13 protein-coding genes are annotated in these 13410 nt (G+C 73.9%); 6 read left to right on the top strand and 7 right to left on the bottom strand.

Annotation, left to right across the window (positions count from 1 at the left end; genetic code table 11):
* Nucleotides 1–504: 504 nt before the first annotated feature.
* Nucleotides 505–2124, top strand: coding sequence for an ABC-F family ATP-binding cassette domain-containing protein (locus tag ACL02T_RS16345; RefSeq protein ID WP_412831575.1), 1620 nt, complete (start codon nucleotides 505–507; stop codon nucleotides 2122–2124).
* A 71-nt stretch (nucleotides 2125–2195) separates the two neighbouring features.
* Here ACL02T_RS16345 and ACL02T_RS16340 read toward each other — a convergent pair whose 3' ends face one another.
* From ACL02T_RS16340 to fbaA, 3 genes are read right to left on the bottom strand one after another with little or no spacing between them, the layout of a single operon-like run.
* Nucleotides 2196–3284 carry an FUSC family protein gene (locus ACL02T_RS16340; RefSeq protein WP_412831574.1) on the bottom strand — a complete coding sequence of 363 codons (1089 nt, stop codon included), beginning with the start codon at nucleotides 3282–3284 and terminating at the stop codon, nucleotides 2196–2198.
* Between the two features lie 28 nt (nucleotides 3285–3312).
* On the bottom strand, nucleotides 3313–3726 hold the full coding sequence (locus ACL02T_RS16335) for a DUF3151 domain-containing protein (RefSeq protein WP_412831573.1): 414 nt from the start codon (nucleotides 3724–3726) through the stop codon (nucleotides 3313–3315).
* A 44-nt stretch (nucleotides 3727–3770) separates the two neighbouring features.
* The gene (gene fbaA, locus ACL02T_RS16330) at nucleotides 3771–4805 is read right to left on the bottom strand and encodes a class II fructose-bisphosphate aldolase (protein ID WP_412831572.1); all 1035 of its coding nucleotides are present in this window, start codon (nucleotides 4803–4805) and stop codon (nucleotides 3771–3773) included.
* Between the two features lie 131 nt (nucleotides 4806–4936).
* On the opposite strand from fbaA, the gene ACL02T_RS16325 reads away from it, so the two are divergent.
* From ACL02T_RS16325 to ACL02T_RS16310, 4 genes are read left to right on the top strand one after another with little or no spacing between them, the layout of a single operon-like run.
* Entirely contained in the window at nucleotides 4937–5563 is a 627-nt protein-coding gene (locus tag ACL02T_RS16325; RefSeq protein WP_412831571.1) for a SigE family RNA polymerase sigma factor, read from the top strand.
* A gap of 17 nt (nucleotides 5564–5580) precedes the next feature.
* Nucleotides 5581–5856 carry a hypothetical protein gene (locus tag ACL02T_RS16320; RefSeq protein ID WP_412831570.1) on the top strand — a complete coding sequence of 92 codons (276 nt, stop codon included), beginning with the start codon at nucleotides 5581–5583 and terminating at the stop codon, nucleotides 5854–5856.
* 35 nt (nucleotides 5857–5891) lie between these two features.
* Complete coding sequence (locus ACL02T_RS16315; protein WP_412831569.1) at nucleotides 5892–6617, top strand: DedA family protein; 726 nt, start codon at nucleotides 5892–5894, stop codon at nucleotides 6615–6617.
* Nucleotides 6618–6645: 28 nt separating this feature from the next.
* On the top strand, nucleotides 6646–7359 hold the full coding sequence (locus tag ACL02T_RS16310; RefSeq protein ID WP_412831568.1) for a DedA family protein: 714 nt from the start codon (nucleotides 6646–6648) through the stop codon (nucleotides 7357–7359).
* 25 nt (nucleotides 7360–7384) lie between these two features.
* On the opposite strand, the gene ACL02T_RS16305 is transcribed toward ACL02T_RS16310, so the two are convergent.
* Entirely contained in the window at nucleotides 7385–8473 is a 1089-nt protein-coding gene (locus tag ACL02T_RS16305; RefSeq protein WP_412831567.1) for a glycoside hydrolase family 76 protein, read from the bottom strand.
* A 54-nt stretch (nucleotides 8474–8527) separates the two neighbouring features.
* Here ACL02T_RS16305 and ACL02T_RS16300 point away from each other — a divergent pair, with 54 nt between their 5' ends.
* Entirely contained in the window at nucleotides 8528–8992 is a 465-nt protein-coding gene (locus ACL02T_RS16300; protein WP_412831566.1) for a DUF4262 domain-containing protein, read from the top strand.
* 30 nt (nucleotides 8993–9022) lie between these two features.
* On the opposite strand, the gene ACL02T_RS16295 is transcribed toward ACL02T_RS16300, so the two are convergent.
* From ACL02T_RS16295 to ACL02T_RS16285, 3 genes are all read right to left on the bottom strand, one after another.
* On the bottom strand, nucleotides 9023–9676 hold the full coding sequence (locus ACL02T_RS16295; RefSeq protein ID WP_412831565.1) for a TrmH family RNA methyltransferase: 654 nt from the start codon (nucleotides 9674–9676) through the stop codon (nucleotides 9023–9025).
* Between the two features lie 278 nt (nucleotides 9677–9954).
* The gene (locus tag ACL02T_RS16290; protein WP_412831564.1) at nucleotides 9955–12378 is read right to left on the bottom strand and encodes an AAA family ATPase; all 2424 of its coding nucleotides are present in this window, start codon (nucleotides 12376–12378) and stop codon (nucleotides 9955–9957) included.
* Nucleotides 12375–13070 carry a hypothetical protein gene (locus tag ACL02T_RS16285; RefSeq protein ID WP_412831563.1) on the bottom strand — a complete coding sequence of 232 codons (696 nt, stop codon included), beginning with the start codon at nucleotides 13068–13070 and terminating at the stop codon, nucleotides 12375–12377. The genes ACL02T_RS16290 and ACL02T_RS16285 overlap by 4 nt, the downstream gene beginning before the upstream one ends.
* Nucleotides 13071–13410: the final 340 nt, after the last annotated feature.

The following is a 13410-nucleotide window of genomic DNA, read 5'->3' as shown; positions in this document are numbered from 1 at the left end:
GGTGTGACGCCCGAGTCACCGCTGTGGAACGTACCGACGACGTCCTGCCGGCGGTTCCGCCACGTGAGGGAGACCGCCCGGTTTCCTCCCGGGCGGCCCTCTGGCGGGCCGGAACCTGCCGGGCCGATCCTGCCCGGCCGATCCTTCCCGGTCGATCGGATCCCCGGCCGGCCGGACCCCTGCCGGGCCGATCGGGCGGGTCGGGTCCGAGGTCGTCGACCAGGTGGGAGTACGCCGGCGTCGCCACCTCGGCCCCGCCCGTCGCGCATGTCCTCGAGGCGCCGCCGGAGTGGGCGGGACGGGACTGCCCGAGGCCCCTGCCGCGCGTCGGGGTTGCGTCACCGAGCGGGCACCACGGCTGCGGCTCGGGCGCAAATCGGTTGTGGGCACGGGGCGCCGTGCGCGAGGCTGATCCCGTCATGGAGCTCTGACCCCACCCTGCGCCCGCGGCCGCGGCACGAGCCCGGCGGGCGCGAGATCCCGATCGTCCCCGGTGGTGTCGCCGTGCCCGCTCCCCCTCCCGTCCACGCTGCCCTGCTCGCCCAGGACCTCGTCCGCACGCTCGGCACGCGCCGGGTGCTCGACGGCGTGTCCCTCGCCGCCGCACCCGGCCGCCGAATCGGCCTGATCGGCGAGAACGGCGTCGGCAAGTCCACCCTGCTGCGACTGCTCGCCGGGGCGGACGAGCCCGACGGCGGCAGCGTCACGCGCCCCGCCGTCCTGGGGTTCCTGCACCAGGAGATGCCGTACGACCCGGCGGCCACGGTCGCCGCGGTCGTCGACGACGCCCTGCACGAGGCCCGCACCGATCTCGCCGCGCTGGAGCGGATCGGCACGGCGCTCACCGAGGCGCCCGACGACGCCGCGCTCCTCGCCGAGTACGGCGAGCGCCTGGAGTCCGCCGAGCGGCACGCCGCCTGGGACGCGGACCGCCGCGCCGAGCTGGTGCTCGCCGGGCTGGGACTGGGCGGGGTCGCGCACGACCGCGCGCTCGGCACCCTCTCCGGGGGCCAGCGCGGACGGCTCGCGCTGGCCGCGCTGCTGCTCCGCCGACCCGCGGCCCTGCTGCTGGACGAACCCACCAACCACCTCGACGACGCCGCCGCAGGCTTCCTCGAGGAGGAGCTGCGGGGGATGCCGGGCGCGGTCGTGGCGGCGAGCCACGACCGTGCCTTCCTCGACGCGGTGTGCACGGACATCGTCGACCTCGACCCGGCGCTCGGCGGGCCGACCCGGTACGGCGGCACCTACACCGGCTACCTCGCCGAGAAGCGCGCCGAACGCGAGCGCTGGGAGCGGCGGTTCGCCGAGGAGCAGGAGGAGCTCGCGGAGCTGCGGCACTCGGTCGCGGTGACCTCGCGCCGGGTCGCGCACGACCGGCCGCCGCCCGACCGGGACAAGATGGGCTACGGCCGACGTTCGCAGCGCGTCGAGCGGCAGGTGTCGAGTCGGGTCCGCAGCGCGCTGCGCAGGCTCGGGGAGCTCGAGCGGGACCAGGTGCGCCGCCCGCCGGCGCCGCTGCGCTTCCGCGCGCCCGCACTGGCCGCGGCCTCGCCCGACGGGGTCCTCGTCGCCCTCCGCGGGGTCCGGGTCCCCGGGCGGCTCGCGGTGGAGCGGCTCGACGTGACGGCGGCCGACCGGATGCTCGTGACCGGACCGAACGGCGCGGGCAAGTCGACGCTGCTCGCCGTCCTCGCCGGGTCGCTCGCCGCGGAGGGCGAGGTCCGGCGGCGACGTCGGCTGAGCGTCGGGATGCTGGCCCAGGACACCGTGTTCACCCGGCCGGACCGCACGGTACGGGAGACGTGGGAGCGCACGCTGGGCCCCGAGCGCGCCGGGGCCGTGCCGCTGGTCTCGCTCGGCCTGGTCGCACCACGGGACCTGGGCGCGCGGGTCGGTGAGCTGTCGGTGGGGCAGCGCCGACGGTTCGCACTGGCCCTGCTGATCGCCGACCCGCCCCAGCTCCTGCTGCTCGACGAGCCCACGAACCACCTCTCGCCCCGGCTGTCCGACGAGCTGGAGGAGGCGTTGGGGACCGGCCCCGGCGCCGTCGTCGTCGCCTCGCACGACCGCTGGCTGCGCCGCCGCTGGACGGGCCGGGAGCTCGCGCTGCGCACCGCGTGAGCCGGCGCTCGGCGCACCGCGTGAGCCGGCGCTCGGCGCACCGCGTGAGCCGGCGCTCGGCGCACCGGGCGTCAGAGCTCGGCGCGCAGGGCCCGCTGGGCCTCGGGACGGCTGAGCCCCGTGGCCTGCAGCAGGTCGATCGCGATCGAGCGGAGCTGGGCGATCATCACCTGCTCGGACACGCCGAGGTCGCCGGCGGCGGCGCCGAGGATCGGGGAGTCGTGCACGAGGTCGAGGATGGGGGCACGAGCCGCCTCGCGATCACCCCCGCCCACCTGCGCGGTGAGCTTCTGCACCGCGGTGGCGAGCTGGGCGACCGCGTCGGGCAGGGCCTCGATCGCGGGCTCGTCGTCCTGCAGCGCGGTGAGCGCGCGCCGGGCGAGGACCCGGGTGTTGCGGAAGGCGTAGTCGGTGCGCTCGGCCAGCTCGGCGAACCGGGCCACCTCGGCGCGGTGCGGCCGGCGCAGCGGGGCCACGGCGGTGACCTCGCGCCCGGACTTCACCGAGGCCCGCAGCTCGTCGACCAGCGGCTGGCTGCGCCGGGCGCGGCGCAGCGCCTCGGCCGCCGCCTCCTCGTCCCGCCCGCGCAGCGCCTCCGCGACCCCGAAGAGCACGGCCGCGAGCTCGTCCAGGGCGCGGCGGGCCTGCCGGCGGACCGGCCCGAGGGGATGGGAGGGCAGCAGCGCGGAGACGAGCAGGCCGATGGTGCCGCCGATCAGGGCGTCGACCCAGCGGTCGAGCCCGCCGCTCTGGCCCGGCGGCAGCAGGGTCGCCACCAGCACGGCCGACGAGCCGGCCTGCGCGACGAGCACGGTGCCGCCGTCGGCGAACACCGCGACCGCCACCGCCAGGGCCACCACGAGGGCGATCTGCCACGGGCCCGAGCCGATCCAGGAGATCAGCAGGTCGCCGATCAGCACGCCGAGACTCACCCCGAGGACGAGTTCGGCGGTCCGGCGCAGCCGGGACCCCAGCGCGACACCGAGGCTGATCACCGCGGCGATCGGGGCGAAGAAGGGCCGCGCGTGCCCCACGAGGTCGGCCGCGACGAACCAGGCCAGGCCCGCCGCGAGCCCGCACTGGACGATCGGCACCGCCGACACCCGCAGGCGACGCGCCCCCAGGTCCAGCCGGGTGCGCGCCCGTGCAGCCACGCTCATGGAGCAGCGTTCGTCCGACGGCTGGGGGTCAGGAGACGCCCAGCGCCGCGGCGGCGGCCGGGTCGGAGTCGGTGAGGAACGACCGGATCCGCTCGACCTCGTCCGTCTCGCCGATCGCCTCCGCGGCGCGCAGCAGCGACCCCAGCGCCCGCAGGAAGCCCTGGTTCGGCTCGTGCGACCACGGGATCGGGCCGAAGCCCTTCCAGCCGTTGCGGCGCAGCTGGTCCAGGCCGCGGTGGTAGCCGGTGCGGGCGTAGGCGTACGCCGCCACGGTGTGCTTCTCCGCCAGGGCGTTCTCCGCGAGGACCGCCCAGGCGATCGACGACGCGGGGTTGGCCGCCGCGACGTCGGCCGGGTCCTCGCCCGCGGCCAGCGCGGCCGCGGCGGGGTCGACGGGCAGGCGCGTGGGCTCGGGGCCCAGCAGGTTGCCGTGCAGACTCATGTCCCCATCCTGCCCCGTCGACCCCGCGTGCGATCCGGCCGGGCTCAGCCCGCCAGGGACCTGCCCGCGGACTTCAGCGACTCGCAGGCCTCGACGACGCGCTCGGACATCGCGACCTCGGCCTTCTTGCCGTACGAGCGCGGGTCGTAGGTCTTCTTGTTGCCGACCTCGCCGTCGACCTTCAGGACGCCGTCGTAGTTCTCGAACATGTGCGCGGCGATCGGCCGGGTGTAGGCGTACTGGGTGTCGGTGTCCACGTTCATCTTCACGACGCCGTAGGACAGCGCCTCGTGGATCTCCTCCAGCAGCGAGCCGGAGCCGCCGTGGAACACCAGGTCGAACGGCTTGGAGCCCTCCGCCAGGCCCAGCTTCTGCGTGGCGACCTGCTGGCCCTCCTTGAGGATCTCCGGCCGCAGCTTCACGTTGCCCGGCTTGTAGACGCCGTGCACGTTGCCGAAGGTCGCGGCCAACAGGTAGCGGCCCTTGTCACCGGCGCCGAGGGCCTCGACGGTGCGCTCGTAGTCGCCGGGCGCGGTGTAGAGCTTCTCGTTGATGTCGTTGGCGACGCCGTCCTCCTCGCCGCCGACCACGCCGATCTCGATCTCCAGGATGATCTTCGCCTTGGCCGCCTCGTCGAGCAGCTCGGCCGCGATCTTGAGGTTCTCCTCGAGCTCGACCGCGGAGCCGTCCCACATGTGCGACTGGAACAGCGGGTTCCCGCCCTTGGCCACGCGCTCCTGGCTGGTCGCGATGAGCGGGCGGACGAAGCCGTCGAGCTTGTCCTTCGGGCAGTGGTCGGTGTGCAGCGCCACGTTGACCGGGTACGAGTCCGCCACCACGTGGGCGAACTCGGCGAGCGCGGTCGCACCGGTGACCATGTTCTTCACCCGGGTGCCGGAGAGGAACTCGGCACCGCCCGTCGAGACCTGCACGATGCCGTCGCTACCCGCCTCGGCGAAGCCGCGCAGGGCCGCGTGCAGCGTCTCGGAGCTGGTCACATTGATGGCCGGGTACGCATACTCCCCGCTCTTGGCCTTGTCGAGCATCTCGTTGTAGATCTCGGGGCTGGCGATCGGCATCTGAATGCCCTCCTCGGGTCCGCGTCGTCGCCCGCCAGTATCACCCACCAGCACCGACGTGCCGAAGGGCGTCGACGGTCGACTTCACGAGCCCCGTCTGCGCGAACGCCACCCTCGATAAGGTGGCGCCCGTGGGGGGAGCGAACCCGGTGGACACCGGCGGCTACGAGAGCACGGTCGAGCGCACGCTGAGCAGGCTGCGGCGGATCGACTCACGGCCCGATCCCGCCGTCGCCGCCCCGCCGCCGCCGCAGGACCCGGGCGCCCCCCTGACCCTCGCCGACCTCTACCGCGACCACCGGATGCGGTTGGTCCGGCTCGCCGTGCTGCTCGTCGACGAGCCCGCCACCGCCGAGGACGTCGTCCAGGAGGCCTTCGCCGGGCTGCACCGGCACTGGGCCGGGCTGCGCGACGAGGCCGCGGCCGTCGGGTACCTGCGCACCGCCGTCGTCAACGGGTCCCGGTCCGTGCTGCGCCGGCGCCGCACCGCCCGCGAGTACGTGGCCCCGCACCAGGTCAACGCCCGGTCGGCCGAGTCGTTGGCGATGCTCTCGGCCGAGCACCAGGCCGTCGTCGAGGCGCTGGGCGCCCTGCCCCCGCGGCAGCGCGAGGTCCTGGTGCTGCGCTACTACGGTGGGCTGTCCGAGGCCGAGATCGCCGAGTCGGCCGGGATCACCCGCGGCACGGTCAAGTCCACGGCCAGCCGGGCGCTCGACGCGGTGGCCCGGGTGATGGCGGAACGGTCCGGGGGAAGATGAGGCCCGGGAGGACGACCATGACGAACCCGCACGCCCACGCGACGCCGAGCCCGTCGGCGGACCCCGGCCGGCGGCTGGCCGAGGCGCTGCACGCCCAGGCGGTCTCCGCCGCCTCGACCCCGACCGGGCACGCCGCCCCCCGCCCGCGGTCCCCGGTGCCGGGCCTCGACGCGGCGCTGCGCCGGCAGATCGTGTGGGCGCTGGTGCTCGCGCTGCTCGCGGGCCTGGTGCTCGGCGCGGGCATCGGGCTCGTCTCGCTGCTGTTCCCCGGGGTCCTTCCCACGGTCGGCTGAGGGGACGCACAGGTGCGCCCGGTACCGTCCTCGTCGTGACCCACACGCTCGCCCTGGGCCCGGAATGGCTGAAGCCCGACGTCATCATCGGCTGGCTCGGCCCCTGGGCGCTGCTGGGCCTCGCACTCATCGTGTTCGCCGAGTGCGGCCTGCTGCTGGGCTTCTTCCTACCGGGTGACTCGCTGCTGTTCACCGCGGGCCTGTTCGTGGCCTCGGGTGCCATCCGCACCCCGCTGTGGCTGGTCTGCCTCCTGCTCGTGGCAGCGGCCTTCGCCGGCAACGCGTGCGGTTACCTGATCGGGCGCAAGGCCGGCCCCGCCGTCTTCGACAGGCCGCGGAGCAGGCTGTTCAAACCGCAGCACGTCACGAAGACACAGGAGTTCTTCGACAGGTACGGCAACCGCGCCATCGTCCTCGGCCGGTTCGTGCCGATCGTCCGGACGTTCATCACCGTGATGGCCGGCGTCGGGAAGATGGAGGCCAGGCGCTACTTCACGTACTCGCTGATCGGGGGCGTGGCCTGGGCCGCCGGCGTCACGGTGCTCGGCTACTTCCTCGGCCAGATCGAGTTCGTGCGGGTCAACATCGAGCTGATGCTCCTCCTGATCGTGCTGCTGTCGGTCGTGCCGATCGTCGTCGAGTTCCTGCGCGCCCGCCGGCAGGGCCACGGCGCCCTTCCCGCCGACGGGATCGACCCGGACGCGACCGTCCGCATCCCGATCGTGCGGCCCGACGAGCGCCCGCCCGGCCACCCCCGCTGACCCGGCCACCCGCCGACCGGAGAGACACGTGCGCGAGACCGTCCTGGCCCTCGACCCGCTCGGCTCGGCCGGGCCGGTGACGGTCTGGGTCGTCGTCCTCTCGTTCGTGTTCCTCGAGTGCGCGTTCGTCATCGGGCTGTTCCTGCCGGGCGACTCGCTGCTCGTCGCCGCCGGCGTGGTGCTCGCCGCCCACCAGCTCGAGGTCTCCGCATGGCTGCTCTCGGCGGCCGCGGTGGTCGTCGCGGTGGCCGGCAACCAGGTCGGGTACCTGGTGGGCCGCTACACGGGGAACCGGATCAAGGTCCGCAAGGGCGGGCGGATCCTGACCCGGGAGAATCTCGACCGGGCCGGGCGGTTCCTCGACCGGTGGGGGTTCTGGTCGGTCGTCGTGGCGCGCTGGGTGCCGTGGGTCCGCACGCTGGCCCCCGCCATCGCCGGCGCCGCGCGCATGGACAACCGCAAGTTCCTGCTGGCCAACCTGGTCGGCGCCCTGGTCTGGGTGCCCACCCTGATGATGCTCGGCTACTACGCGGCGGGCCTGCTCGACCGCGTGCCGTGGGTGCGCCAGGTGGCGGTGGTCGCGGCGATCGCCTTCTTCGCGATCGGCACCGCCGTCGGGATCGTCCGGTACGTGCTGGAGGTCCGCAAACCGGTCGACGACGGCGCGGAGCCCGCCGGGTCCGCAGTGGCACGTCCCGCGGGCCCGGGCGGCTCGGGCGGCTCGGCGACCGACCGCCCCTGACGCGGCGCCCCTGCCGACCACGCGCTCAGGCGACGCCTGCGCGCTCCAGCCGGGCCGCGGCCTCCAGCAGCATCCAGCCCGAGAGCTGCACGGACAGATCGCCGTCGGGTGTCCCGGCGGCGGGCCGGCGGGCACGCGTGCGCCAGTCGTGCGCGAAGGCCGGCCCCGCGGCCGTGTCCGCCCGGTTCTCCCAGACCGACTCCGCGCTGGCGAGGACCAGGTCCCGGGCGTGCGGCAGTCCGGGCTGGCGGACCGCCGCGTCGGCCAGGTAGCGCGCCAGGATGCCGTTGAACAGCCCGCCGTCACCGCCGTCGTCGTAGCCGCCGATCACCCCGTCCGGCTCGGCGAGCCCGCGCGCCGTCGCCGCGAGCACGGAGGCGGCGCGGTGCGACCAGCGGGCATCGCCCTCGCGCTGCGCCAGCTCGACGCAGGCCCCGAGGTAGACGCCCTGGCAGTAGGTGTAGGTGGTGGCCGCGACCTCCCGGATCCCGCCCTGTGCGTCGAGCCGGACGCCGTCGCGCACCAGGCCCGTGGCCGGGTCGACGAGCGTGGCCGCCATCCAGTCGGTGAGCGCGGCGGCGGTCACCAGGTCCTCGACCGCGCCGGTGCGGGCGAGCAGGATCGCGGCCGGGCCGTTGGCGGGGGCGTTCGTGAAGTCGTCGCCGCGGCGCCACCAGATGCCGCCGCCCCCCGCCGGGGTGTGCGCGGCCCGGATCCGGGCGGTGACGGCGTCGAGCGCCGCGCGCCGGCTCCGCACCCGCACCCCGGCGCGCTGGACGGCCAGGCCGAACCAGGCGATGTCGTCGTAGTAGTCGTTGGTCCAGCGGCCCAGGTTGCGTACCCGGATCCCGCGCACGAGCCCGGCGATCGCCGCCGCCCGGCCCCGCCCGGGGGCCCGGCCCTGGGCGTCGACCAGGCAGTCGAGCAGGTGGGCCTGCCACCAGTAGTGCCACGGCCCGATGAGCGCGCGGGCCCGCTCGCCGGGCGCGGCGGGCCGCGGGCTGCGGATGCGCCCGATTCGGGTGGCGGGCAGCACCCCGCCGACGCGATGCAGGTAGCGACGGGTGACCGCGCGTTCCGCCGCGGCCGCCCGATCCGTCCACCGGCTCGTCATCGCGACGATCCTCGCAGACGTTTTCTGTCGGGGGTCGGGCCTACCGTCCGCGGCATGAACCCCGAGATCCCCTCCGAGCTCGTGCATCGCATCGACCAGTACGAGGCCTGGCAGCGGGAGACGATCCGCGGGCACGGCTGGGCGTTGCAGGCGGTGCTGGGAGACGCGGAGGGCCCACCCTTCGTGTACACGGTCGGGCTGTCCGGCTTCGACCATCCCGAGCTGATCGTGTTCGCGCTCGACCAGGCCACGGCGGCACGCGTGCTCAACCGGCTGGGCGAGTACGTCCGGCTCGGCGGCCGGCTCGGTCCCGGGGACACGGTCGGTCTGCCCGAGGGCCTGGTCAGCCTGCTCGCCTTCCCGGACTCCGAGGCGTGGTTGCCGGGCGCGAACCGGCTGTACCAGCTCCCGGGCGGGCCGCCGGTGGAGGCGCTGCTGCTCGTGCCCGAGGAGGGTCGGGCCGACGGGGCCCGGGCCGAGGAGCCGGGGGAGGAGCTGCCGTGCCGGTTCTGCGGGTGACCGGGCAGGTCCCGGCGGCCGTCCGGCTCGTCACCAGGCGCGCGAGAGGTCGGCGTACTGCCGGACCCACGTGTGCATCGTGATGCCCGCGGCGACACCGGCGTTGATCGAGCGGGTGGAGCCGAACTGGGCGATCGAGACCAGGAGGTCGGCTCCGGCCCGCGCCTCGTCCGTGAGGCCCGGCCCCTCCTGGCCGAAGAGCAGCACCGCCTCGCGAGGCAGCTCGGCGGTCTCCAGCGGCACCGAGCCCGCGGTGTTGTCGACCGCCACCACCACGAGTCCGTGCTCGCGGGCGAAGGCGAGCAGTCCGGCGACGTCCGGGTGATGGTGCAACGTCTGGTAGCGGTCGGTGACCATCGCTCCGCGCCGGTTCCACCGCCGTCGTCCGACGACGTGGACGGCGGCCGCCGCGAACGCGTTCGCCGTGCGGACGACGGTGCCGATGTTGTGGTCGTGGCCGAAGTTCTCGATCGCGACGTGGAACGGGTGGGCGCGGGTCGCGAGGTCGCCGACCACGGCCTCCCGCCGCCAGTACCGGTAGGCGTCGACGACGTTGCGCCGGTCCCCGTGCTCGAGGAGCTCGGGGTCGTAGCGCGGGTCGTCGGGCCACGGCCCCTCCCACGGGCCGACGCCCACCTGGCCGGGCACGGCCCACTCGGTCGCCCCGCGACTGTCCTCCGCCACGGCCCCATGATCCCGCCCGACCCCACCCGCCCGCACACGACTCCGCCACCGGCCGGGTCCGGGGCCGGGCGACCCTCGTCCCCCGGCACAAGAAGCCCGACTCACCGAAGCCCAGAACCCGACTCGCGCACTGTTCCGCGAGTCGGGCTCCTGGCTTCGGTGAGTCGGGCTCTCCGACGGTCCACGGGCCGGCGTTCGCCGTGTGTTCGGTGACGCCGTGTGTTCGGTGATGACGTGTGCTCGGTGACGACGTGTGCTCGGTGACGACGTGTGCTCGGTTACGGGGTGGCCGGCGGTGGCATGGCCGCCGCCGAGCTGCCCTCCTCGCGCTCACGGATCGCGGGCAGGGCCAGCCGGACGGGGGCGTGGGCGCGGTGGGCCCCGGCCGCCGCGGCGTGGTACTCCTCGAGCAGGGTGAGGAACTCCGGGTCGGCGTAGATGCGGCCGTCGACCGTGGGGCCCTCCTGCCCGGTCAGCACCGCCTCGACGTCCTCGCCGGTCAGCGTCTTGTGCGTCTCCAGGGCGTGCGCGATGGCGAGCACGGAGGAGCGGTTCTCCCGCAGGATCTCCGCGGCCCGGTCGAGCAGGAGTCCGAGGTGGTCCTCGATCCGGTCGGCGAGCGCCCGGCGGAGCACGTCCTCGGTGCTGCCGTCCTTGCCCGGGGCGCCCTTGCCGCCGCCCGGGGAGCCGACCTCGAGCCGCCGGGCCGAGGAGTACGACGAGACCGTCGACCCCATGCCCCAGAACCCCTCCATGAACGACGCCACCGTGGTCGCCGACTCGAGGTCGCCGGACACCCCGGACGAGCTGTCGCCGTCGAAGAACATCCGCTCGCCCGCCAGCGACGCGAGCGAGACGAGGATGTCCGCCTCGTACTCCGACCGCCACCGGGTGAACTGGTCCTCCGGCGGGATGCTGGCGACCATACCCAGGTAGTCGCTGCCCTTCTCGATCGTCGCGAGGTCGATCTCCATGTGCTCGCGCACCCGGAAGGCGACGACGGCGTGGCAGCCCTCGTGCACGGCCACGGCGTGCCGCTCGCGCTCGATGTACTCGACGTCCTCCGGCGGGCCGAGCTCCTTGAGCTGCTTGGCCCGCATCAGGTCGCGGTAGGTGATGACCTCGCGGCCGTCCCGGATCGCGGTGATCAGGGCCTCGTTGACCAGGTCCTTGATCGTGGCGCCGGTGGCGTACGGGGTGATCGTCGCGAGCTTGTCGAGGTGCTCGTCGGTGATCTCGTGCGGCACCTTGTCCAGGTAGCCCTGGTAGGTGCGGATCCGGCCGGCCTTGGACGGGTAGCCGACCCGGTAGATCCGGTCGATGCGACCTGGCCGCAGCAGTGCCTCGTCGAGCGACTCCGGCATGTTCGTGGCCATCATGACGAGGATCCGGTACTTGGGCGGCGGCTTGGGCCGCATGCCCAGCGCCCGCCGGCCCCACCTGTTGAGCAGGCCGCGGGGCTTCTTCAGGCCGGAGAGCTCGGTGAGCAGCGCCTGGAGCGTGCCCATGCCGCCCCCGCCGCCGCCCATCGCGCCCCCCATCACGAACCGGCTGCGCGGCTCCTCGACCGGCGGCGCCGACGCCATGGACTCCCGGAAGAGCATCGACTGCGTGTCCCGGGACAGGTAGGAGAAGCCGTGGCAGCCCGTGCCGTGGAAGGGGGCGGGACCGAACCCGCGCGGCCCCCCACCGGGGCCGGTCGAGGCCAGCGTCCCCCGGTTGCCCAGCGCGTCCGCCTCGTCGAAGAACACGATGACCCCGCCGTAGCGCAGCGAGAGCTTGCGCAGCTTCCGGAACAGCGACTTCACCTTCAGGATGCCGATACCCATGAACATGTTGATGAAGGCGCCGGGGTCGACGAAGACGTAGGGCCTGCCGGTCTCGCCCGCGACGGCCTCGGCCATCAGCGTCTTGCCGGTGCCGGGCGGGCCCCAGAGCAGGATGCCGCCGGGGACGTAGCCCCCCTTGGCCTCGATCTCCTCCGGCTTCTCCAGGAACATGATGTTCTCGCGGATCCGCTGGACCACGTGGTCCTGACCCCAGACGTCGGAGAACCGCGTCTTGATGTCGTCCGGGTAGTAGGTGTCCACGCCACCCCGGGACAGCAGCCAGAACAGGCCGATGAACTGGAAGGCGATGAAGAAGAACGCGAACAACAGCTGGAAGATCATCGGCAGGGCCTGCCAGATGAGCGCGGGCGCCTCGAACAGGGCCAGCAGCGGCGAGGTCTCCAGGACCTGCGCCAGGATCACGGCCACGAGCGCGAGGAACGCGACCAGCTTCAGGATCCGGGCCAGTCGGAACCGCGTCCAGTCCGAGAACCGCCGCTTGAGCAGCCGGTCGGTGCCGCCGAAGACCTTCTGCGACCAGAACCGGTGATAGGCCGCGATGCGCTCGGAGAGCAGGTAGTGCACCTGCCGCAGGGCCTCGAGGCCCGCGAGCCAGAGCAGCCACTGCTGCTCGACGAGTTGGAGGCGCAGCGCGTCGGCGAACGTGATCAGCGGGTTGTCCGCCACCATCGCCCACACGAGCACGAGGAACGCGACGGCGAGCAGCAGCAGGATCTTGACCCGGTCCCACAGCGCCATCCTGGTGCGCCGCACGTCCGTCCTCGGTGGCGGCGGCTCGTGGTGCGCCTCGGGCGACGGGCCGTCCGGCGCCCCCGGCTTCCCGGGATCGGTCGGGTCGTCGGTGATGGTCATGGGCCCTCCCGAACCGTGAACGAGCTGACGACGCCGTCGATCTCGCCCTGCCGCTTCTCGAAGCAGTCCGCCGAGCAGCGGGCCAGCGCGAGGTAGAGCTTGCTGGCGTCGTCGTTGAGGTAGCCGGTCTGGTCGAAGATCTGCGGCTCGCCGCCGTTGACCCGGTAGGAGAACACGGTGCGCACGCCGCGGACCCCGTCGCCCGGGGTGAGCACCTGGTCCCCGAGCAGGGTGAAGCCGGTCAACCCGCTCTGCTGCCCGCCGAACTGCATGGTCTGGCGGGCGGTCTCGGAGACCGGGTAGATGAAGTCCCGGATGGTGTCCAGCGAGATCTGCCCGCGCGACTTCTCCGGGATGGGCTGGACCGTGACCAGGACCGCCGGGGACGTCGCGGACTCGCCGATGATGTGGCTCAGCGAGGGCCGAGCATCCGCGTCGTAGGCCTGGATCCACACCCCCTCGGTGGAGTCCTTCGCGGGCTCCACCCCGAGCCGGCTCTCCACCTCGGCGGGGTCGACCTGCCTCCACGACGTGGGCACCTTGAGATAGGTACGGTCGGTGGAGTTGGTGACGTAGGTCCAGGAGGGCGCCCCGCAGCCGGCGAGGAGCGCGACCAGCAACCCGGTCGCCAGCAGCACCGGCGCGCGCAGCGCGGGCCCACGCCGTCGTCGGCGCCCCGCTCGTCCTGCCATGGAAGCCCTCCCCCGCCGTGACTCTTCCGTGACCTACGGAGTATGCGCCACGAAACCGCCCCGACAGTGCACCTTTCGGGTTGCGACGACGTTTCCGCGCGCAGGAAGTGTGCCGTGCGGGCCTGCGGGAAACCTCACCAGGGCGGCGAGCCGAACGGCGGACGAGGGGCACGGACCCGGGCCGTGTCGGCGCGCCTGCGCCGTGTGGCCACGGTCGGTCTGCGAGCGGTGGCGGTGGGCGACCGTTCAGCGGACGCCCGAGCCGAATCTGAGGGGGTTGCTCGGCGTTCGGAGCAATTGCCAGGGCGTTCGGGGCAACTTCGTGCCCGTCGTCGACCGC

The organism is Pseudonocardia oceanicola (assembly GCF_047200735.1).
In the GTDB taxonomy this organism is placed as follows: domain Bacteria; phylum Actinomycetota; class Actinomycetes; order Mycobacteriales; family Pseudonocardiaceae; genus Pseudonocardia.
The sequence above is the reverse complement of the archived record's forward strand: the minus strand, read 5'-3'. Positions and strand labels throughout refer to the sequence as shown.

What these genes read in the sequence shown, in the direction of transcription:
- ACL02T_RS16290 (WP_412831564.1), bottom strand. Translation starts at nt 12,378, where the DNA reads ATGACCATCACCGACGACCCGACCGATCCCGGGAAGCCGGGGGCGCCG.
- ACL02T_RS16285 (WP_412831563.1), bottom strand. Translation starts at nt 13,070, where the DNA reads ATGGCAGGACGAGCGGGGCGCCGACGACGGCGTGGGCCCGCGCTGCGC.
- ACL02T_RS16320 (WP_412831570.1), top strand. Translation starts at nt 5,581, where the DNA reads ATGACGAACCCGCACGCCCACGCGACGCCGAGCCCGTCGGCGGACCCC.
- ACL02T_RS16300 (WP_412831566.1), top strand. Translation starts at nt 8,528, where the DNA reads ATGAACCCCGAGATCCCCTCCGAGCTCGTGCATCGCATCGACCAGTAC.
- ACL02T_RS16340 (WP_412831574.1), bottom strand. Translation starts at nt 3,284, where the DNA reads ATGAGCGTGGCTGCACGGGCGCGCACCCGGCTGGACCTGGGGGCGCGT.
- fbaA (WP_412831572.1), bottom strand. Translation starts at nt 4,805, where the DNA reads ATGCCGATCGCCAGCCCCGAGATCTACAACGAGATGCTCGACAAGGCC.
- ACL02T_RS16335 (WP_412831573.1), bottom strand. Translation starts at nt 3,726, where the DNA reads ATGAGTCTGCACGGCAACCTGCTGGGCCCCGAGCCCACGCGCCTGCCC.
- ACL02T_RS16305 (WP_412831567.1), bottom strand. Translation starts at nt 8,473, where the DNA reads ATGACGAGCCGGTGGACGGATCGGGCGGCCGCGGCGGAACGCGCGGTC.